Annotated in this window: 18 protein-coding genes; 7 read left to right on the top strand and 11 right to left on the bottom strand. The window is 46.5% G+C overall.

The features are described from left to right. Positions 1 to 52 precede the first annotated feature (52 nt). The 4 genes from KW844_RS17320 to KW844_RS17305 all read right to left on the bottom strand — a co-directional run bounded on the left by KW844_RS17320 (position 53) and on the right by KW844_RS17305 (position 3,745). Positions 53 to 766 carry a LytTR family DNA-binding domain-containing protein gene (locus KW844_RS17320; protein WP_218378034.1) on the bottom strand — a complete coding sequence of 238 codons (714 nt, stop codon included), beginning with the start codon at positions 764 to 766 and terminating at the stop codon, positions 53 to 55. Next, positions 763 to 2,034 (bottom strand): sensor histidine kinase, encoded by a 1,272-nt coding sequence (locus KW844_RS17315; protein ID WP_218378033.1) that lies wholly within the window; start codon positions 2,032 to 2,034, stop codon positions 763 to 765. The genes KW844_RS17320 and KW844_RS17315 overlap by 4 nt, the downstream gene beginning before the upstream one ends. A gap of 372 nt (positions 2,035 to 2,406) precedes the next feature. Further along, positions 2,407 to 2,742 (bottom strand): DUF4907 domain-containing protein, encoded by a 336-nt coding sequence (locus KW844_RS17310; RefSeq protein WP_218378032.1) that lies wholly within the window; start codon positions 2,740 to 2,742, stop codon positions 2,407 to 2,409. Then, a complete protein-coding gene (locus KW844_RS17305) occupies positions 2,735 to 3,745 on the bottom strand; it encodes a kelch repeat-containing protein (protein WP_218378031.1) in 1,011 nt (336 codons plus the stop codon). The genes KW844_RS17310 and KW844_RS17305 overlap by 8 nt, the downstream gene beginning before the upstream one ends. A 248-nt stretch (positions 3,746 to 3,993) precedes the next feature. Between KW844_RS17305 and KW844_RS17300 the strand changes: the two genes are divergently transcribed. The 6 genes from KW844_RS17300 to KW844_RS17275 all read left to right on the top strand — a co-directional run bounded on the left by KW844_RS17300 (position 3,994) and on the right by KW844_RS17275 (position 13,579). Next, positions 3,994 to 5,316, top strand: coding sequence for a DUF4270 family protein (locus KW844_RS17300; protein ID WP_218378030.1), 1,323 nt, complete (start codon positions 3,994 to 3,996; stop codon positions 5,314 to 5,316). A gap of 12 nt (positions 5,317 to 5,328) precedes the next feature. Then, entirely contained in the window at positions 5,329 to 6,552 is a 1,224-nt protein-coding gene (locus tag KW844_RS17295; protein WP_218378029.1) for a hypothetical protein, read from the top strand. Positions 6,553 to 6,721: 169 nt separating this feature from the next. Then, positions 6,722 to 7,276: an RNA polymerase sigma factor gene (locus tag KW844_RS17290; RefSeq protein ID WP_218378028.1), complete on the top strand. Its 555-nt coding sequence runs from the start codon at positions 6,722 to 6,724 to the stop codon at positions 7,274 to 7,276. An 82-nt stretch (positions 7,277 to 7,358) separates the two neighbouring features. Further along, positions 7,359 to 8,408 carry a FecR family protein gene (locus tag KW844_RS17285; RefSeq protein WP_218378027.1) on the top strand — a complete coding sequence of 350 codons (1,050 nt, stop codon included), beginning with the start codon at positions 7,359 to 7,361 and terminating at the stop codon, positions 8,406 to 8,408. Positions 8,409 to 8,522: 114 nt separating this feature from the next. Next, entirely contained in the window at positions 8,523 to 11,891 is a 3,369-nt protein-coding gene (locus KW844_RS17280) for a TonB-dependent receptor (protein WP_218378026.1), read from the top strand. 11 nt (positions 11,892 to 11,902) lie between these two features. Then, positions 11,903 to 13,579 carry a RagB/SusD family nutrient uptake outer membrane protein gene (locus tag KW844_RS17275; protein WP_218378025.1) on the top strand — a complete coding sequence of 559 codons (1,677 nt, stop codon included), beginning with the start codon at positions 11,903 to 11,905 and terminating at the stop codon, positions 13,577 to 13,579. Between the two features lie 66 nt (positions 13,580 to 13,645). Here the strand turns inward: KW844_RS17275 and KW844_RS17270 are convergent, their stop codons facing one another. Then, on the bottom strand, positions 13,646 to 15,010 hold the full coding sequence (locus KW844_RS17270) for a GH1 family beta-glucosidase (protein ID WP_218378024.1): 1,365 nt from the start codon (positions 15,008 to 15,010) through the stop codon (positions 13,646 to 13,648). Positions 15,011 to 15,154: 144 nt separating this feature from the next. Here KW844_RS17270 and KW844_RS17265 point away from each other — a divergent pair, with 144 nt between their 5' ends. Continuing rightward, positions 15,155 to 16,201, top strand: a complete 1,047-nt coding sequence (locus KW844_RS17265) for a formylglycine-generating enzyme family protein (RefSeq protein ID WP_218378023.1) — start codon at positions 15,155 to 15,157, stop codon at positions 16,199 to 16,201. Between the two features lie 76 nt (positions 16,202 to 16,277). Here KW844_RS17265 and KW844_RS17260 read toward each other — a convergent pair whose 3' ends face one another. From KW844_RS17260 to hisF, 6 genes are all read right to left on the bottom strand, one after another. Next, the gene (locus KW844_RS17260; RefSeq protein WP_218378022.1) at positions 16,278 to 17,786 is read right to left on the bottom strand and encodes a M56 family metallopeptidase; all 1,509 of its coding nucleotides are present in this window, start codon (positions 17,784 to 17,786) and stop codon (positions 16,278 to 16,280) included. A gap of 10 nt (positions 17,787 to 17,796) precedes the next feature. Further along, positions 17,797 to 18,156 carry a BlaI/MecI/CopY family transcriptional regulator gene (locus tag KW844_RS17255; RefSeq protein ID WP_218378021.1) on the bottom strand — a complete coding sequence of 120 codons (360 nt, stop codon included), beginning with the start codon at positions 18,154 to 18,156 and terminating at the stop codon, positions 17,797 to 17,799. Positions 18,157 to 18,418: 262 nt separating this feature from the next. Continuing rightward, on the bottom strand, positions 18,419 to 19,555 hold the full coding sequence (locus tag KW844_RS17250; protein ID WP_255578500.1) for a TlpA disulfide reductase family protein: 1,137 nt from the start codon (positions 19,553 to 19,555) through the stop codon (positions 18,419 to 18,421). Positions 19,556 to 19,626: 71 nt separating this feature from the next. Then, the gene (locus tag KW844_RS17245) at positions 19,627 to 20,712 is read right to left on the bottom strand and encodes a TlpA disulfide reductase family protein (protein WP_218378020.1); all 1,086 of its coding nucleotides are present in this window, start codon (positions 20,710 to 20,712) and stop codon (positions 19,627 to 19,629) included. 22 nt (positions 20,713 to 20,734) lie between these two features. Beyond that, on the bottom strand, positions 20,735 to 21,328 hold the full coding sequence (hisIE, locus tag KW844_RS17240; RefSeq protein WP_218378019.1) for a bifunctional phosphoribosyl-AMP cyclohydrolase/phosphoribosyl-ATP diphosphatase HisIE: 594 nt from the start codon (positions 21,326 to 21,328) through the stop codon (positions 20,735 to 20,737). Positions 21,329 to 21,337: 9 nt separating this feature from the next. Continuing rightward, a complete protein-coding gene (gene hisF, locus KW844_RS17235; RefSeq protein WP_218378018.1) occupies positions 21,338 to 22,093 on the bottom strand; it encodes an imidazole glycerol phosphate synthase subunit HisF in 756 nt (251 codons plus the stop codon). Between the last annotated feature and the right edge of the window lie 7 nt (positions 22,094 to 22,100).

The following is a 22,100-nucleotide window of genomic DNA, read 5'->3' as shown; positions in this document are numbered from 1 at the left end:
TAATAATGGTGGTTGTCAAAAAAACGATGCAAAGGTCCGAAAAATTTACGAATTACGAATTTTTGTTGATGACGTCATAAAAGCGGTCCCGGTAGCCATCGCTGATTGGTATTGACTGATTGGCGATCATGACCGTATTTTTCTCCACAGAATTTATTTTATTGAGCGAAACCAGGTATGAACGGTGAACGCGTATGAATTTATCCGCCGGTAATCTTGTTTCGAATGATTTGAGACTGCGCAGGGTAAGCACCGGCTGTACCTGCGTGTATATTTTGGTATAATCCTTCAGCGCCTCAATAAAGAGGATGTCTTCCAGATTGATTTTGATAATTTTATATTCTGTTTTTATAAATATATAATCATTTAACCATGCGGCCTCTGCTACCGGGTTCACCTTATGCTGGTTAGCAGCCATCAGCTCCCTGGCTTTGGCGGCAGCCTTCAGGAAACGCTCAAAAGGAACGGGTTTCAGCAGGTAATCCACCACATCAAGGTCGAAACCATCCAGGGCATACTCCCCGTAAGCAGTGGTAAACACCACCATAGGCGGGTGTTTGAGCGATTTCAGGAACTGGATACCGGTGATATCCGGCATCTTGATATCCAGGAAAACCAGGTCCACGGGCTCGTCCTGCAGGTAGCGCAAGGCAGTTGCTGCATTTTCAAATTTTCCCTCCAGCGATAAAAACGGCACCTTGCGGATATAATCTTCAATAATTTCCAGTGCCAGTGGCTCATCATCAACAGCGATACATTTGATCATTTTTTCAGCAACAGTTTAAGATCAACAATAAATTCGTTTCCAGCATCCCTGATATCCAGGTGATGATCGTCAGGGTAAAGCAATTCCAGTCGTTTCATTACATTTTGCAGGCCTATTCCTCCTCTCTCTGCCACCCGCTCCTTGAAATGGCTGTTTTTAACAATTAGTCGGATCATATTTACTTCAATCGATATATCTATGTTTATAAACGAAGGCTCGGCATAGCTGATACCATGTTTAAAGGCATTTTCCACAAAAGGCACCAGTAGCATAGGCTCTATCACTAAATCCATAGTACTGCCATGCACGTTATAGGATACGGCAATATCCTTTGGCAGGCGCAGGCGCTGAATGTCGATATAGTCCGACAGGTATTTCAGCTCCTGTTCCAGTCGTACCCTGGCCACGTTGGCATCATAAATCATGTAGCGCATGATCGTAGAAAGCTTTAGGATGGCATGTTCCGTCTGATCTGAACGCTTATGCGCCAGGGAATAGATAGTATTTAGACAGTTAAAAAGGAAGTGAGGATTAATCTGCGACTTTAAAAATTTTAATTCTGCATTTAATTTCTCCACTTTCAACTCCTCCCGCTGCTTTTCAGAGCGGAACCATTCCTGGGCAATCTTGATGAAGCCACTCATAAACAACATCAACAGCGCAAAAAAACCTGAGCGCCGCAGCGTTTCCGGAAATAACAGGAAATCCCAGAACGAAGGCTTCTCCCCCATTTCGAACATACGCATGCGCCGGTGCATGGGGGATGGCATAAACTCTGAAGCAGTGTCGGCAGCCATTGCTACATGGAATCCGCTCGCAGGCTGGGCCGGAGTAGCAACGTAGGCATCTGCCACCTGCTGATTTCTCATCTCTCCCAAAACCTTTAACGAACTATCCTTACGGGATGTTACCTGCAGGTCGTGTAATTTACTAATACGTATAGCCATCCCCGGGCGCATCCTGCTGCCCAGCATGTAGTAATCCAACGCCACCTGCTGCAACGTAATAAATACCACTAGCAGTACCATACTACTGAGGTAGATACCAATTTTTTTCTGGTTGAAAAACTTCGGTATCAGCACATAGATGTTCAGATAAAAAAGCCCGATTAAAAAAAGATTATCTATCAGCTCCTTCACAAAAAAACCGGTATGCAGTATCTGTATCCTATACAGGAAAAACGGCATAAACAGAAAACATACCCACGCAATAATATGCAGGCTGATGACGAACGGACGATACTTAAAAAGTTGTTTGAAATTTGGCATCTGTGAAATGATGCAACGAACTTAGTGCAGTTGAGGTTATCCTTATGTTAAAATGTGTTAATCAAGTATACACAATATGTTAAAATAAAATATCCAATTAAAATATTCTTAAAGAAACCTTAAAATCATTGTAAATACCGGGATGTAGGGGCATGACAAAAACTGGTGCGTGCACACCAGTTTTGATATTTTTAGTTTTTGATTTGGATGCAAAACCTTCGGTTTTGCTGTTGTTAGTTCCGCGCTTCGCGCGGGGGACTGCGTCCGGCTTTGCAATGCACCTCACATGGATAACTGCGTCAGGCATGGCAATGCATCAATCAAAGCTATGTACTTGTTTTTTCACGCTTCGCGAGATGCCACTACCACGTATTAATAACTGATACGCATTTGCTGAATCTCCGCGGCGGAAACCGCAGGAATCTGATGACTGGTGAGTTTCTCCACCATCAGTTGTCCAACACGAAGCGCATCTGCTCTGGACTTAAACACATGATTTCCTGCAACACCCGGAATTACATCCTGGTAGATAAACGTTTTTCCGGCAACATTCACTTTGTATCCCCATCCTTGCCGGATCTGAAACGGCTCTACCACTACGGCCAGCATATCGGCGGACCGCTCCTGTTTATGACCGGCAAAATGCCAGGCAACAGCAGCCAGCAACACCAATATGCTGGTTATAAATAAATATTTACGCTTAGTCATTTTTGTTGTATTCAGCAGCAGGATCAAATTCCCACATATCATCAAACGGTTGACTGGAACTGGTTCCCAGCACTATAAAGCCACGGTCTTTTGCAGCAAACCCGGTAGTATAACTACGGCCGGCACCTTCGAAATCTGTTTTCTGTGTCCACAGATCAGAAGCCGGATCGTATTCCCACACGGCGGTAGATAAACCACTTTTCAAACCTGATGCGATATAGCCTTTTCCTTTGATAGTAAATGCCGCAGCTGCATAGCCGGCAAAGTTGTAAGCATCATCATAGCTATCATCGGAGATATTTGAAATGGAACGCAACGTTGTCCAGTTATCCGCATCCGCATCATAGGAAGCGAAATCAGTTACGTTAACACTGTTGGCAGTACCCATACTAACATATGCCTTGTTGTTGATCACGAATACAGAAGCATCTGTTCTCTTACCAAGGTTCATACTCTGCACCTGTGTCCAGCTGTCGGCAGTGGGATCATAGCGCCAGTTATCTTTCAGCCAGTTACCATCGTAACCGGTAGCAAAAAATCCGTATTCACTTCCGCTTTTAGTAAGACTAAACCCAACGGCGCCATAACGGGCAGTCCCGGCGAAATTGGCTTTCTTGGCCCAGCTGTTGGCCGATGGATCATATTGATAGAAATCATTGAGCTTGTTCAAACCGTCGTAACCAATACCTACATACCCTTTACCGCCGGCAGCAAATCCACTGGCATTGTTACGTGCCGTACCAGGGAAGGAGGCCTTCTGTGTCCACTGGTTCATATCAACATCGTATACCCAAAAGTCCTGTAACCTGTTGGTGCCATCATAACCAGTACCAACATAGGCTTTATTATCAATCACAAAGGATGCAGCGGCACTTCTTGCCACCCCTTCAAATTCAGAACGTCTGATCCAGTTACCTACCTTATCGGTGGTGGTACTGTCTTTAGAGCAGGAGGCCACCAGTGAGGCGATCAATAATAAACTATAACTGCTGATATTTCGCATTTGCATGTTCTTTTTAACTGCGCCAAAATTATCCGCAGTAGCATTCCGTCAAACAGGAAATAGACATTTCCCCCTTTTTACAGGATAAATACCGGCTTTTTATCTGCCAGTAGTATTCTTTCGCCCTGTAATGCCCGCTGGGCGTGTATTGGCGTCATATAGAACAGAAGCTCCGATTCGTCGATAAATTTCCCCTGTTGGCATATTACGCGGCAAGTAAGTATTGATCCTGTCTAAAATTGCGCACTATGAATAATAAGTTTACGATACGCCTGCATACCGGCATCTGGGTTTCTGTAACGTTGCTGTTATTGTCGGCCGTGCTCCCCTCCTGCCAGAAAACAGGCTTCAGCTATGATAATATCATAGCTAATAACGAAACTACCGACTACATCATCAGCGATACCTTGTCGGTAGAAATGAAGAATATCCAGTATGATTCCGTGCCTACCTCCGGCTCAGGAGCGGCCCTCATCGGCAGAAATAACGATTTGCTCTTTGGCAAAATCACTTCCGGCACGTATTTCCAGATCGCAGCACCTGCATCGCTGGACATTCCCGAATTTGGGGCATCGTATGATTCCATGTCGCTAATTATGACGCCTAACGCTTACTATGAAGGCGATACTACGGCGCAGCAGGACTTGCGCATCTACCGGGTACAACAAACCATTCAACCGGCTACCAACTTTTACTATATATACAATAACAACTCATTTAAAACGGAAACCACGCCTATAGGCAGCTTCACCGGTATTATCCGCCCCCGTACCGATAAAACCATCAGCGTGCCGATGTCTAACACCCTGGGCGCCCAGTTATTTGAAATGGTCCGCAGCAAAAGCGCGGATATCAGCACTGCCAACACCTGGCAGGAATTTTTCAAAGGCCTGAATATAGAAGCCGGTCCGCTCAGCAAAGCTGTTACCGGCTTCCAGGCACAAGACAGCAGCATGTATATGCGGTTGTACTACCATATCAATGAAATGATTACCACCGTGAAATATGTGGATTTCAAACTCACCAATAACACGGTGCAGTTCAACCATGTATCCTACGACCGTTCGGAAACAGCCATCAGCACGCTGGGGCCAACGCTTAAAACATTATCCACCAGCAGCACCAATAATACCGCTTACATGCAGCCTATAACGGGAGTGGTTACACGCTTAGACATTCCATACGTCAAAAATCTGCTGCAGTTAGGTAAATATTTTCAGCTGATGAAGGTAATCCTTACACTCAAGCCAATCGCCGGCAGCTATACGGATCACCGCCTGCCACCACGGCTCGCGCTCTGCCGCATGGATAACGCCAATAATATCACGGATACATTGTCTTACGGGACACTGGTGAAAGATGATATGTTTAATGAGAATACGTACTACGCATATGATATCACTTCGTACTGTAAGTCAGAGCTGACTGCCGACGGACTCACCACCCGCGGGCTGGCACTCACGCCCAGCAGCACCGACGCAAAAATGACCCTGGACAGGCTCGTGCTGGGTGATCAGAAAAACAGCGGCAGCAAACTCAAAATCCAGGTTTACTATTTACTGTACAAATAGGTACTATCAGCAATGAAGAAACATAATATACTTTGGCTGCTCCTGCTACTGGCAAATATTGCCAATGCACAGCACGGAATTAACTCGATTTACTCGGCCTTTGGCATCGGCGACCTTGAAACAAGGGATTACAGCCGCAATTTTGGCCTCAGCAGCACCGGCATAGGCGCCAGACCCGGCGGGTATCTGAACGACCTTAATCCGGCCTCCTATAGCGCCATACCTACACAGAACTTTATGCTGGACCTCTCGCTCCGCGCGCAGAGCATCAGTTACGAAGGAAAGAATTTAAGCCAGAGCGCCGGCGACCTGAACTTCAAACGCATTGCTGTAGGCTTTAAAGCTGCCAAATGGTGGGGGATCAGCGCAGGTGTTACGCCTTTCAGTACGGTAGATTATAAAATCCTCAGTAAAGAATATATTACCGGCAGCGGGGCCGCTGTTACCGGCACCATGACCGGTACCGGGGGGCTTAACAGGGCTTACATCTCCAACGCCTTCCGTATTTCCAAAAACTTCTCGGTGGGTGTGGCTACCAACTTCCTCTTCGGGCCGCTGGATGTGTCACAATCGGTAGGTTCCGACTCTATAGTTACGCAGCGCCATTCCTATACTTTCAAACCTAACTTCACGCTGGGGGGCCAGTACCAGGGGAAAATTGCCGGTGACTGGGTACTTGGGCTGGGGGCCACTTATCGTCTCCAAACAAAAATGAAACTGCAGCAAAAGCTGAACATTATCAACCAGGACGAAACCGTGCTGTTTACGGAAGACAGAGATCCTACCTGGTTTACCCTGCCTGCTGAAATCGGTGCCGGTATCTCAATTACCAATGGCGCCCTCACCTGGGTGGCGGACTACCGCAAGCAACAGTGGAACGGCCTGAATAACAAAGGTACCGGCTATTATTACCAGGATGGCGAACGCTATTCCACTGGTTTTGAATATGCGCTGCAAAAGCAATACTATAACCGCTCCTATGAAGGCATGACCTTCCAGATAGGCTTTAGCTATAATAAATCGCCGCTGGTGATCAATAATACCCCGGTGACGGATAAATCCGGCACCCTCGGATTTTCTGTTCCAAGCAAGAACGGGGCTTTGCGTTATTATATTGGCCTGGAAGCCGGCCAGCGCGGCACCAGCAATAACGGGCTGATTAAGGAAAACTACATCAACGCGGTGTTTAACTTTAGTTTGAGAGACATCTGGTTTATCAAACGCCATTATGATTGATCTGTGTTTATCTGAGTATATCAGGAAGCGTCTCTGTTTATCAGGGGCGCTTTTTTTATGACATGTGCACCTGCATTCGATTGTATTAGTTATTAGGTGGGATATTATTTGATTTTGTCTATCTTCGGTCACCACAACGCCAAGACTTCCGTATAAATCACGATCACGCATGGTAGAAAGTGTAACGTATTTGCTGAATAGAATTGCCTACTTACGTGATGAGAAGGCTTATCAATCTATCTTTCTCCATTTTCACCCCCGGTTATTCAGGTTTTGTTATAATTTATTGAAAGATGCGGAGGCCGCAGAGGAAATTGTGTCCGACATCCTGCTGAAAGTTTGGACGATGGATCACCGGCTTAACTTTGTGGAAGATATAGAGTTGTACCTTTTCCGGGCGGCTAAAAACGCCTGCTTTACCTGGATATCCCAACAGAAGCGGAAAGCCACTGCCGCCCTGGACGACTTTGATACGGCCGACATCACCAGTTCCGCCGAAAATGTATATATCCGCAATGAAACCAAGCGGGAAATTGAATACGCCATCTCTACCCTCCCCCAGCAATGTCAGCTGGTATTCCGGCTGGCAAAGGAAGAAGGATTCTCTTACAAGCGCATAGGCGCCGTACTGGACATTTCCCAGAATACCATAGAATCACACATGCGAACCGCCTTGAAACGTATCAGGCTACAGCTCCAACAGTACCTGGAAGGCAAGAAATAATCCACCGCCAGGGCGCCTCAAAAAAAAATTTCAATCCCCTCTCACGGTAAATACCTTTTTGATAGTCTTATACTCTAGACAAATGGATGAGAACACAGAAAAACGGATGTATGACCTGTTATCAAAGAAGATGACGGGGGATGCCACTACGGAAGAGCTGCAGGCACTGGAAAACCTGCTGTCCAGGTATCCTGAGTTCCGGTTTCTGAACGATGAGCTGGGAAAACCGGATTACGACGAGGAAGCGGCTGCAGAACGGGCATTACAGGCCTATGCTGTACATTATTACGGGAAAGTTTGCCAGGATATACCGACGCATAAAAAAGCGGACTCCGGGCGCATAGTACCGGTCATGCATAAACGGCGGGGAAAGGTATGGATGAAAGCGGCGGCAGTAATAGCCGTACCGTTTTTGCTAGGTCTGGGTTTTTATCTCTCCCTACAGGAAGGAGAAACAGAAGATATCAGGCAGGCAAAGAATGTTAGTGAAATGATCACGCAGCGGGCATCTAAATCAACCATACGCTTGCCGGACGGGAGTACCGTATTATTGAATGCGGATAGTAAAATTTCGTACAGCAAAAACTTCGGTGTGCATTCCAGGTCGGTGATACTGGTGGGGGAAGCCTACTTTGACGTGGTTTCCAATGCCGAATCACCGTTTGTTATTCATACAGAAAATGCTGACATCCGTGTACTGGGAACCACTTTAAACGTTCGTTCCTATCCTGGAGAGGCGAAGTTTGAAACGTCATTGATCAATGGAAAAGTAGAAGTGGCGCTGAAAAACAGCAAAAAAGCATTTATCCTGAAGCCATCCGAAAAGCTGGTACTACCTAAAAATAATGTCAGTGAGTTCAATCTCACACAGGTGAGGTTACTGGACTCCGCAGTGGTGGAAACAGCCTGGATCAAAGGACAGCTGAGCTTCGTAGACGAGCCATTTTCAGCCATAGCCGCTGAACTGGAAAGACAATATAACGTAACATTTGAATTTAGTAATACCGACGCTATGCATTACAGGTATACCGGTATTTTCGACAAATCCAAAATAGAAGAGGTGTTAAATATATTAAAACTGATAAAACCATTCAACTATAGTATTACCAACAATACAGTGAACATTTATTAAAGACCAATAAAAAAATAAAATCACAAGCAGGTGAACTACTAAACAGTGAATAAACTGATAGGGCTTTCTATGCCTGTAAGATGCGTTATGTCAATTAAAACCAAAATCTCATTTATGAAAGGAAAATTACGTTGTATTTTCAAGGGATGCTCCTTGCCTGTACGCACGCCCGTATTGGCGCTAAAGCTGGTCATCCTGTTGTTAGTTGCATTGCAGGTATCTGCGGTGAACAATGCACAGGGACTGATCAACCTGAAATCAAAAAACATTGCCATTGATGAAGCATTTAAACAAATAGAGCGCAGGACTACTTATCGGTTTTACTATAGCAAAGAGGATTTCAGCAGCTACAAACCGCTGGATATTGCTATTGAAAATGCCAGTATTGACCAGGCCCTTAAAGTGATCCTGGGTGAAACCGATATCACCTGGAAAATCATGAACGACACCAAAGTAGTGCTCTATAAGGCCGGCACCACAGCAATGAGTCCTGCCGCCATCATCCATGGTACCATTACTGATACAAAAGGTGATCCTATCCCGGGTGTATCCGTAGTAATCAAAGGCACCACCAAAGGTACTACCAGCGGCGGCAATGGCAGCTTCACCCTGGAGGCTCCGGATGGCGCCACCCTCGTGGTTTCCGCCATCGGTTTTACCTCCCAGGAAATCAAACTCGCCGGCGAAAAAGAATTGCATATTAAGTTAGAAGTATCCTCTATCAATATCAACGAGGTAGTGGCTGTTGCCTATGGTGTACAAAAACGCGTGAACCTTTCCGGTTCTGTAAACACGCTCAATAAAGCACAGATTGTTAACAGACCAGTAACTTCCCTCACCAACTCCCTGCAGGGTTTAATTCCAGGTATGGTGGTAATGGCGCGCCCAGGCGATGTGGGTAGCGACGTGGGCACTATCAACGTGCGCGGACGTGGTAACCTGGGTACTTCCAGCCCGCTGTATATTGTGGATGGGGTGCCGGTAACCGCTGGTGACTTTGCCAGAATCAATGGTTCTGACGTAGAAAGCATGTCGGTTTTGAAAGATGCAGCCGCTTCTTCTCTTTATGGTTCCAGAGCTTCCTTCGGTGTGATATTGGTGACTACCAAAAAAGGTAAATCCGGTAAGCCAACCGTACAATACAACGGCTACTACGGCTTCCAGAAAGCACTCGTTCTGCCTAAATGGCTCGGCTCCTATGACTATGCTATACTGAGCAACGAAGCCTCTACCAATGCCGGTGGTACACCAGTTTATAACGCTACCCAGCTGGATAAAATAAAAAATGGTACCAGCCCGGATAGTTTCCCTAATACTGACTGGTATTCCCTGGCATTACGCAACTCTGCTCCTATCACCGAGCACCAGATAAGTGTTTCAGGTGGTGGTACTACCCGCTATTATTTCAGTGGCTCATACCTGAAACAAAACTCCTTAATTCCTGAAAAGGATTTAAAGAGATATTCATTCCGTACAAATGTAGAATCACAAGTATCGGAGAAGTTTAAAGTTGGAACAAACCTCTCCTTCATCAGAGATGAGATCAACAGTGAAACAGGCGCGCTGAGCTTCACCAGCTTAAACCGTGTAACACCACTGCTGGTAAATAAACAATCCAATGGCGAATGGGGCACTATCAACGGTGGTGTGGTAGACGCTACCCTGGCTAAAGATAACCCCGTGAGGATGCTGCAGGAAGGTGGCAGAAACTCTTCCGGTACCAACCGCTTCATCGGTAACCTGACGGGTACTTATACTCCGATCAAGGATTTAGATATCATCGGTCTGTTTTCTTATAACAACTACAACTACGACAGCTCGCAGTTTGTAAACAGAATGGACCCTATCAAGAACTTCAACACGGGCGTACCTATTGCTTCTACTGCTGTTAACGTCAATCAGCTGGGTGAGTCCTGGCAGAACACTACCAACCTGCTGGCACAATTAACTGCCGGTTATAGCAAACGAGTTGGCAAACATTCCGGTCAGGTATTGGCAGGTACTTCTTTCGAGAATAACAAGGCCCGCTTTATCAGAGTAATCAGGAAAAACTTTGTTACAAACGGCCTGGACGCCATCAATGCCGGCTCTACTGATCCATTGAATACCAGTGCTTTTGGCGGTATTCAGCAATATGCATTGTTCTCTGTTTTCGGACGGTTGAATTATACATATAACGATAAATATATCCTGGAAGCTAATCTCAGAGGAGATGAATCCTCCCGGTTTGCACCTGGCCACAGATGGGGCTACTACCCTTCGTTCTCCGGTGCATGGCGCATAGGCCAGGAAGATTTCCTGCAAAACAACCACGTAGTTTACGATCTGAAACTGAGAGGTTCCTGGGGTAAGTTAGGTAACATCAACAACGTAGGTAACTATGATTTCTATGATGGCTTAGTATCTTCTACAGTAGGTATCCTGGATGAAAAACAACAGGATGGCGTTTCTCCGGGCAAACTGGCTAATCCAACACTGTCCTGGGAAAAAACGACAATGGCTAACATCGGTATTGATGCGGGCTTCCTGCAAAATAAACTCACTCTCCAGTTAGATGTATTCCATAAAGTAACCAATGATATCTTGCTGCAAGATGCCTCTGTACCATACGAGGCGGGACTGACCACAGACCAGTTACCATCTAAAAACATGGGTAGCGTGCAGAATAGAGGTATTGAATTAACACTTGCATATAGCGACCGCATTGGCGATTTCAATTATAGCGTAGGCGGTAACTTCTCCAAAGTACAGAACAAAATCCTCTCCCTCAACAACCAGGGAACTGACATCATTAAAGACTATTACATTCAGCGTGTAGGCGGCGCCGTAGGAGATTTCTACATGTACCAGGCAGATGGTTTATTTGTAACAGACGCCGAAGTAGCAAAACATGCGAAGCAGTTTTCCGGCACCAAAGCGGGCGACATTAAATATGTAGATCAGGACGGTGACAATGCGATCACTGCAGAAGACAGAGTAGTTACAGGTAACGACGTACCATATTTAACCTATGGTCTGAACGCTTCTGCGAGCTACAAAAACTTTGATTTCTCCATCATTGGTCAGGGTGTATCCGGAGTAAAAGTATACCTGGAAAATGAGGCATCACAGGCGTTCTTTAATGGTGCCGGCGTAAAAGAGTATGTGCTTGGCCGTTGGACCGCTGCCAACCCTGATCCTAATGCCGCTTATCCGCGCGTGTTAAGATCTGCTGCTAACTCTCAAAACCTGCAGATGTCCAGCTTCTGGCTGTTTAATGCAGATTATTTCAGGATCAAATCCTTATCCATCGGATATACCATTCCTGATCACGTGATGCAGCGCGCACATATGCAGAAGCTGAGGATTTATATGTCCAGCAACAATCCATTTACTATCAGAGGGGACAAGCGTATGAAGGACTTCGATCCGGAGTCAGCATCTGTGAGAGCAGGTTATCCACAGCTGAAGTCCTGGTCATTTGGTATTAACCTCACCCTCTAAAATGTGTTTTTATGAAAAGATCTAAATTATATATATCTATATTATCAGTGAGCTTGTTTATGAGTTGTTCTAAAAAACTCGAGCTCACCCCTAACGATACGATTTCTACTGCATCGTTCTGGAAATCATCCAATGATGCTCGCCTGGCGCTGAATGCCTGCTACGGCTACCTGCAGTATGGCTTTAACTACGCCTATGATGATGGCAAAACGGATAACGCCTATGCACAGTACCCATGGGAAAGCACCGCTACCTATATCAGTGCTGGTAACGTAGATCCTTCCATCGATGCAGGCTATGCAGGCAAGTATCAATCCATCAGGACCTTAAACTACTTCCTGGCAAATATCGACAAAGCACCGATCGACGACCAGACCAGGAAGCAGTACATTGCAGAAGCACGTGCCATCAGGGCATTTGCGTATTATGAGCTGACGGCCACCTTCGGCCCTGTGCCTTTGATTAAGGAACAATACACTGATCCTTCTGAAACAGCCGTAGATCCAACCCCTCAGGCGGATGTGATCAACTTCGTTATCACTGAACTGCAGGCAGCAGTACCGGACTTACCAGCTTCTTATTCCGGTGGTACCGGTAATGAATCAGGTCGCATTACCTCCGGTGCAGCCTGGGCGATACTCACCAGGGTACAGTTACATTTTGCGAAATATGCAGATGCAGTAGCCAGCGCACAGAAAGTAATGGGCCAGGGTTATGAGTTATTCCGTGTAGCAGCTGTTTCTGCTGCCGACATGAGCGATGACTTCTCCACCTTCGTTGACTTCGCAGATGCCGCAGATAAGGATAAATTTTACAAGGGCCTGTCCAGCTACGAACAGCAGTTCTGGGCTGCCAACGAGCAAAGCAATCCTGAAATTATCCTTGCTTCACAGGCTATCACGAATTCTTCCTATGCCTGGGGAAATGGCCTGAATACCTTATTACCAACATCTGCACTAGGTGGATGGAGCTCTATCACTCCTACACAAAGCCTGGTAAATGCTTACTGGAACAGGAATGGTAGCGCTTTCGCTCCTCAAACACCTGCTACACGCGCTATCAACTTCAATGATGGCAACGCTAATGCAGCGTTTTATGCAGAATTCAAAAACAGGGATACCCGGCTATATGCCAGCATACAGTTCCCATCAGCTACCTGGAACAGGTATTCATCAGGATTTACCTTTACCTGGAAATCTGGCGCTAACAACAACAACAGTAAAACCGGCTATAACTTCCGTAAACTGGTGGACCCGGTGTATAACACCACCGAGTGGGATGGTGCGCAGGATTTCCCCATCATCCGCTATGCAGAAATACTGTTAGCCTATGCTGAAGCTAAAAATGAAGTAAGCGGACCTGACGCCTCCATCTACGATGCACTGGACGATATCAGGGATCGCGCAGGCATGCCGGCTGTTGACCGCGTTGCCAACAGCAGTAAAGAAACACTCAGGGAGTTTATCAGAAACGAGAGAAGAATAGAACTCGCCGGCGAAGGCCAGCGTTACTATGATATACGCCGCTGGAACATTGCAGCTACGGTGATGACGGGCATCACTGATCTGAATAACTCATCTGTACAGGCGCGTGTATGGAACAATAATTTTGTGCTGATGCCTTATCCGCAGTCGGCCATTGACAGAAATGCGAAGTTGAAAACGGCGCAGGCAGCGAAAGGGTATTAGGAATAATATTACTGGTTGCAGGAAAGGTTTCGTGGACGTGAGTTCACGAAACCTTTTTGTTTAACACTAACCCTCCCTTGTCAACATCTCCTTAAACCAATACCCCGAATCCTTGATAATCCTTTGTTGCGTTTCAAAGTTCACATACACCAGGCCAAACCTTGCCCGGTATCCTTCTGCCCATTCAAAGTTATCGGTCAGTGTCCAGGCGAAGTAACCATCAACGGGAATGCCTTCCTGGCGGGCCTTTAGTACAGCGCCGATGTATTCCTGGAAATAGCTGATACGCGCAGTATCATGAATACAGCCATCATCTTGTAACACGTCGGGGAAGGAGGCGCCGCCTTCAGTAACTATCAGTTTCTTCACACCTTTGTAGGCAGCAAATTGCTTGAGAATTTCATACAGGCCGTTCCCGTTAATCTCCCATCCGAGGCCCGTTACAGGCACTTTCCTGTCTTTTGCCTTCACTTCGGAAACGCCGAGGTAAGGCATAAAGGCATTATATCTCACCACTAAAGGAAAATAATTCTGGATGCCTATAAAATCGAAGTCGAAAGCGAGCTTTTCCCAGTCGCGCCAGAGGGCGTAACGCCTACTGATTTTTTTCAGCAGCGGGAAATCATCTACCGGGTAACCAAGGCCCAGCGAGGGTTCTATAAACAAGCGGTTAAAAAGTGCATCCGCCCGGCGGGCCGCGTAGAGATCTTTTTCGTTATTGGTATATGGGATAATATGCGAGCAGGAAAAAGTAGTACCGATGTTAGCTTCGGGCATTTCTTCCCGGATGATCCGCGCTGCGCCGGATTGCGCCAGCACGGTGTGGTGTACGGCAGGCAGGAAATAGGATAACCCGAATTTTCCTGGCGCATGCACGCCCAGCATGTAGCCCAGGGCAGTATAGCCAAACGGCTCATTCAATATAATCCAGTTGCGTACTTTGGCGCCGTATTCACGCACACAAATTCTGGCATATTCTTCAAAGGCAAACACTACGCCCCTGTGGCACCAGCCGCCTTTCTGTTCCAGCGCCTGTGGCAGGTCCCAGTGGTACAGCGTTACATAAGGTTCCAATCCTACTTCCAGGCAGGCATCTATCACGCGATGGTAAAATGCGATGCCATGTGGATTTATTTCTCCCGTACCCTTTGGTAAGATGCGGGACCAGGCAATGGAAAAACGGAAAACAGAGAAGCCCAGAATCTTGGCCAGCAGTATATCCTGTAGAAAGCGGTTGTAGAAGTCAGAAGCTACCTGTGCATGACTGCGATCTTTGATTTTGCCTTTGCGGGCGGAGAAAGTATCCCAGATAGAAGGCCCCTTGCCATCATCGCTGAAAGCTCCCTCATTCTGAAAAGCGGATATAGTTACGCCCCATAAAAAGTCATCCCCAAAATCCTTACGGCTAAAGGGCATGCCGGTATTTTGCATAAGCAAAGTGATATTCTGACCGCAGATTACAACTATTTACGTAAAAAAATAATTATGAAATTGTTAACCTGCTATTGGGGAACAGATAAAAAAAAGAAAATACCTGCTATTTTTGATGATCACCGTAAACAGCGAGCATAGACAATGACCAGAAATTATATCAATATTTGCATCCTCACCAGCTTGACGGGCTTATTTTCCTGTGGCCAGTCCACGCCCGCAGCCAAAGAAACTGCCAGCTTCAACACCCCGGATACGCTGAACCATATGGTACTCGTGCCTGCCGGCACTTACGGTATGGGAGCGGACGACAACACCGGTGTAGCGGATGAATATCCAAAACACAATGTGAAAGTGGACAGCTTTTATATGGATGAACACGAAGTTACCAACGCGGAGTTCGCACTCTTTGTGACCCAAACCGGCTATGTAACCACTGCAGAAAAGCCTATTTCCAAGGAAGAGCTGATGCGCGGACTGCCACCAGGCTCCCCGGAGCCGGATAGCAGCATGCTCGCCGCTGGTGCACTGGTGTTTACTCCACCGGATCATGCCGTGCCTTTTAACGATGTATCGCAATGGTGGAGCTTTGTAGCCGGTGCCAGCTGGCGCCATCCTGAAGGACCGGACAGCGACATCAAAGGCAGAGAAAACCATCCGGTAACGCAGGTATCTTACGAGGATGCCGTTGCCTTTGCCAAATGGGCCAATAAGCGCCTCCCTACCGAGGCGGAATGGGAATATGCTTCCAGGGGCGGACTCAAAAACCAACTGTATCCCTGGGGCACAGAAGCCCTCACCGCCGGCAAGCCCAAAGCCAATACCTGGAACGGAAACTTTCCTTATAAAAATACCAATACCGATGGCTTCACTGGTACAGCGCCAGTAAAATCGTATGCCCCTAACGGTTATGGACTATACGATATGTCCGGCAACGTGTGGGAGTGGGTACATGATTTATACCATGCTAATTATTATGGAAAAGACGGGGAGCTGTCTGTAAACCCTACCGGCCCTGCGGAAGCATTTGACCCGGAAGATCCCGGCCAGATCAAACATGTGATCCGTGGCGGTTCATATATGTGTAGCGATGAATATTGCCGCGGCTACAGGGTTTCCGCCAGGATGAAAACAACGCCGGAATCAGGATTGGCGAATCTGGGCTTCAGATGCGTGAGATCAGCAAAATAAACGAAATTGAAAAGGTCGCCTCAACAGGCGACCTTTATAGTAATGAGATTACAAGCTATTGAATGGCGCCAATATTTTAATTCGTTTTCTTCAGTTTGATCAGAATTACACCGTCGGCTCCTTTTTCGCCATACAGTTTAGTTGCACTCTCACCTTTGAGTACATTGATAGATTCGATATTGTTTGGGCTGATATCCTTCATTTCACTCTCCTCTATCACTTTCCCATCCAGCACATAAAGGGGTTTGTGACCTGATTTAGTGCCAACAATGCGGATCACGTTGCGGTTGGTATCAGATTTCACACCAATGGCACGGCCCTGCACGGTTACAGCTTCTACAGCATCTCCCGATTTTTGTGCCTGCTTTGTTTTCTCTGAAACTGTGGTAGCATAACCCACCACTACTTTTTCCGGTTTTGTGGTATCCGCGTTATAGGTCAGTACAATGCGGGGCTGCTTGCCGGAGCTGTCAGTGGAAGTGCGTACATCATCCGCCCTTACAAATACCACATCGTTCGCCTCCAAGGTATAGGTCCCTTTATCGTTTTTCGCTTTTTCAATAACCTCGACGCGGATGGAATCGCTAGACTGTTTGTCGTCTTTCACCACTCTTACAATCCGTACTTCCTTTGGCCTGGTGGTATCGGCCACTGCCGCAGGAGCAGGAGTAGCTGCTGGCGCAGGTTCCGCTTTCACGAACGGAATAATTTCGGATACCACGCTGGTAGCGGCGCGACTATAATTAAGCGATAATACGATTCCTCCTACTAAAGCGCCGAGTACTACGTAGCGTACCATGTGATAGGTTGATGATTTCTTTTTATTCATCATCATAATTCTTGTTTTTAAGTGTGAGAAATTGAAATTGTTTGCGATGGCCGTCGCGTATGGGATCCCACTTATTTTTAAAAGACTGTACTGATAGTTTTTACGGTCTACTCCCTGGTGTAGCAGGTAGCGGTCGGTGATGAACTCCAGGTTCTCACGGATGGCCGATTTCATGAGCCATGCACCGGGATTAAACCAGTAAAAGATGTTATTGATTTCTCCCATTACCACATCCACACTGTGCCACTGGCGTACATGTACCTGCTCGTGCAGGAGTATGTCATCAATTTCTTCAGGCTGGTGTAATACAGGATTTATGTAGATGTTACGGAAAAAGGAAAACGGGTTTACCGGTGACCGCAATACCTTCACGGTTGTGCCATTGATGGCATCATCAGTAGCGCTTCTATGGATTTTATACATGGAAAACAACTGGATCATAAACCGTCCGATCATGATCAGGACTCCTGCCCAGAAAGCATATACCAGAATGTTCCAGTAGTTGAAATGCGGTGTTTCCTGCCACTGGCGGAAATCCGGTACATAGTTGAGTACCTGTCCGATTTCTTCATGCCGGTGTATAAAACTGTTAATATTGATAAGCGGAAATACGGCCGCCACCAGGATACCAAACAACAGGAACACCCTGTTGAGCGTATAAAACGTCAGCTTGCGAAGCCCGAGGCGATAAGCGAGGAAGCATAAGGTAAGCGCTACGTTCGCTTTCAGCAGATAGATCAGGATTTCAGGTACCATGGTTGCGATTTTATTTGCCTTTCTCAATCATGTTAATAATCTCTTTCAGTTCATCCGGTGATATCTTCTTTTCCTTTGCAAAGAAGGATACCAGCTCTTTGTAGGAGTCCGCGAAGTAGTCCTTTACAAACGTATTCATGAACTTCTGTTTATAAATCTGTTCTTCAATCACCGGCGAGTATTCGTATACGTTACCCACTTTGCGACTTTCCACAAATCCTTTTTTCTCCAGGTTTTTGATGGTGGATGCCAGGGTGGTATATGGAGGAGCAGGCGCAATGTGCGCTTCCAGAAAGTCTTTCACGAAGCCTTTCCCTGCTTTCCAGATGGCTATCATTGCAGCTTCTTCCTGCTGACTAAGCTTTTCCATTAAGGTTCATTTTTTATAATTACGAATGTTTCGTAAAGCTACGAAAGTTTCGTAATTGAACAAATTTATTTTTTATTTTTTTAGGGAGATGTAGGTGCGGCAGGGGTGGTAAGGTGCGGTTGTCGGGAGGTTTCTGTGGTTTAATCGTCTGCTTCGCAGACGATTAAACCACAGCGGTGTAGGCCTACCAGGCCTACACCGCCAGGATAAAAAAAGCAGCCATATAGGCTGCTTTTCCAATAATATATTGAACCTGTATTTCTTAGTTCATGAACTCGGCTAATTTCTTCTCCAGTTCTTCACCGCGCAGGTTTTTAGCAATGATTTTGCCTTTAGGATCGATCAGGAAGTTTTGCGGGATAGCGCGTACACCGTAGAGGCCAGCAGCTGCGTTATTCCAGCCTTTCAGGTCGGAAACATGCTGCCAGGTCAGTTTATCTGCGTGGATAGCGGCTACCCATTTTTCCTTTTTATCATCCAGGGAAACACCGAGGATTTCGAAACCTTTAGGATTGAATTTTTCGTAAGCTTTTACCACGTTCGGGTTTTCAGCGCGGCAAGGGCCACACCAGCTTGCCCAGAAGTCCACCAGTACATATTTACCACGGAAAGATGCCAGGGAAATAGCTTTTCCGGTGCTGTCGGCCTGGCTGAAATCCAGCGCAATGCTGCCGATAGAAGTTTTCTTAGCGGCATTCAGTCTTTTCGCGAACTCTTTACCGGAAGGGAGATTTTTCGCTTCTTTGCTCAGCTTTTTGTACAGCGGCTCGATGGTTTTAACATCCAGATCGTAACCAGCTACCTGGTTGAGTACAAACAGGGCAATCGGGGAAGAAGTGTTGGCGTTGAAAAAACTGGTTTCAATTGCTTTTTCTGCTGCATCCAGGCTGTCGTAACGAGCTTCCAATGCTTTGATACCTTCTTTATCCTTTGCCTGGGAAAGAGCACGGTATTGCTGCTGCAACGCCATATTCGCTTCATTCACGCTCTTCAGCTGTTCGCCGAGTTTATTATAATCGTCGTTCGCTTTGGAACCGGTTACGGTTGCCTTGCTGATCGAATCTGTAGTAGTGATGTTAACGGTACCGTTGTCAAGGAAAATGGCAAGCATATCTCTGCGCATGGACACAGATTTACCTGCATCTTCAGGCGACAGCATCAGGCTAGCCATGGTTGGCTCTTCCAGCGTACCTGTGAAAGTGAATTTACCATCTTTAGTGAGCGTACTATCGATGAAAGTTTCGCCTGATTTACGCATTCTCAGGAAAACTTTAGCAGGTGTTTTCTGGTCAGATACGGTGCCCTGAATGGTGAAAGGTTTGGCAGTAACAGTTTTTTTATCCTGGGCAAACAATAATGCCGGCATTAGCAGCGCAGCACCTATAAATAATTTTTTCATTGGTTTTTATTTTTACGAATAACAAATTTCCTCAAAAGCCGGCAGCTTATCAATCTTTAATTGATAAGCGGCTATTGTAACAGCTCTGCCAGCTTTGCTTCCAAAGCCTCGCCGCGGAGGTTGCGTGCAATGATATTGCCCGCCGGATCTACGAGGAAATTGGACGGAATTGATTGAATGCCATACTGTACCGCCACTTCGTTGCCCCAGCCCTTCAGGTCAGAAACCTGGGTCCAACCCAGCCCATCCTGGGTAATGGCACGCAGCCAACGCGCCTTATCCTGGTCCAGTGAAACACCCAGAATGGTGAAATTCTTATCTTTATACTTATTATATGCTTTTACTACGTTAGGGTTTTCCTGCCTGCAAGGGCCGCACCAGCTAGCCCAGAAATCCACCAGCACATACTTGCCCTTAAACGAGGAAAGCTTTACCAGCTGGCCTTTCATATCTTCCTGAGCAAAATCCTCCGCAGCTACCCCCAAAGCATTTTTGTATGCACTTTTTATATAGGCGGTGGCCATTTCCCCGTACTTGGAATTTTGTACGGACTTATCTAGTCCCGCAAACAGTTGCTTAAATGCATCCGGTTGCAGCCTGTTGCGCAGCTCATTTAACATGAGCCAGATGCTGGCCACGCTCTTAGGATGTGCATTTACAAAGGAAGTACCCACTGATACTACCTCATCGCCAAAACCGGCGGCTTTCTTACGGAACGCATTTTGCCCCGCCTCATCCGAACCGGCAATGCCGCGGGCCTCCACATTCAGGTCATTCGCTTTCTTAATCAGCGGCTCGAAAGCCTTCTGGTATGCCTGTAAGTCGCGGGTATTTGCGCCCCCCTTCAATTCACTGGTAATTGGAAACGTTGTTGCTGTTGTTACCACATGTACGGCACCTTCCCCTGTCACAAACAACATCGGATACTCGATATTCTGCAGAATCAGCGCATGAATAGCCGGCTGCTTGCCCGCCTTCACCTTAAAACTGAACTGGTCATTTTTTATCAGCACCGAATCATCCGGGTTATTATCCTCATCGTCAAACAAATACAGGTACTTGCCCGTACCACCTTTCACCACACCAGATACCACTTCCTGGGCAAATGCAGCACCAGAGAGCAATACTGTTCCCATAATCAGCAAAAAACGCTTCATAAATTATTTTTTATAAATATAACTATTTATGCCTTTGTTTCAGCACTGCTATTACATCGCTGAGCGTGAAGCCTTTAGCCTGTAAGAGGATCAGGTAATGAAACAACAAGTCGGCAGATTCATTCAAAAATAACTCATTGTTGTTATCTTTTGCCTCAATGACTACTTCAATGGCTTCCTCCCCGACTTTTTGCGCCACCTTATTAATACCACGGGCAAACAGCTTGCTGGTATAGGAATTCTCGGAAGGGTTGTTTAAACGATCCGTGATGATACCCTCCAGCTCAAACAGGAAATCGTTGCTCATATTCTGCTCTTCCCAGCAGGTATCCGCGCCGGTATGACAAACAGGACCTACCGGATTCACCTTGATCAGCAGCGTGTCCGCATCACAGTCCACCTTCACATCCTGTACCAGCAGGAAGTTACCGCTCTCCTCCCCTTTTGTCCACAGCCGTTGCTTGGAGCGACTAAAAAACGTCACTTTCTTCTCCTGTAATGTTTTATCGAGCGACTCCTGGTTCATATATCCCAGCATCAGCACTTTCTGTGTTGCTGCGTCCTGGATTACAGCAGGAACGAGGCCATCGGGGGATTTTTTAAAATCTATCTGCATAAATGATTATTAGAAACGCATGTTAATGTTTTGCTGATAGAGGAAATTCTTCAGCGTCGGTATTTCTATCTCTTTATAGTGAAAAATACTTGCTGCCAGGGCTGCATCAGCCTGGGCAGTCTGGAACACATCCACAAAATGCTCCATGGTACCTGCTCCGCCGGAGGCAATCACCGGTACATTCAGGTTTTGCGCCAACTTACCGGTAATGTCCAGTGCAAAGCCCTGCTTGGTACCGTCGTTGTTCATTGAAGTCAGCAATATCTCTCCTGCCCCGCGTGCTACCGCTTCTTTAGCCCAGTCGTACGCCTTTACTTCCGTTTTTACCCGGCCACCGTTCAGGTATACATACCAGTCGTCGCCCTCAAAGCGGGTATCAATAGCCAGTACAATGCACTGACTTCCAAACTCGCGCGACAACTCATCTACCAGCCCCGGATTTTTAAATGCGGAGGTATTAACAGATATTTTGTCGGCGCCGGACTGCAGCAGCACACTCACATCTTCCACACTGGAAATGCCTCCTCCAACAGTAAACGGAATGTTTACGTGGCGGGCAATCTGCGTTACGAGGGCCGACAATGTTTTACGGCGTTCATTCGTAGCCGTTATATCCAGAAACACCAGTTCATCGGCGCCCTGTTCAGCGTACAGTGCCCCTAACTCAATAGGATCACCTGCATCGCGGATGTTTTCAAAGTTAATCCCCTTCACTGTCCTGCCGTCTTTGATATCCAGGCAGGGTATAATTCTTTTGGTCAGCATAAAATGA

The organism is Chitinophaga sp. sic0106, assembly GCF_019219075.1.
Classification (GTDB): Bacteria; Bacteroidota; Bacteroidia; order Chitinophagales; family Chitinophagaceae; genus Chitinophaga.
The sequence above is the reverse complement of the archived record's forward strand: the minus strand, read 5'-3'. Positions and strand labels throughout refer to the sequence as shown.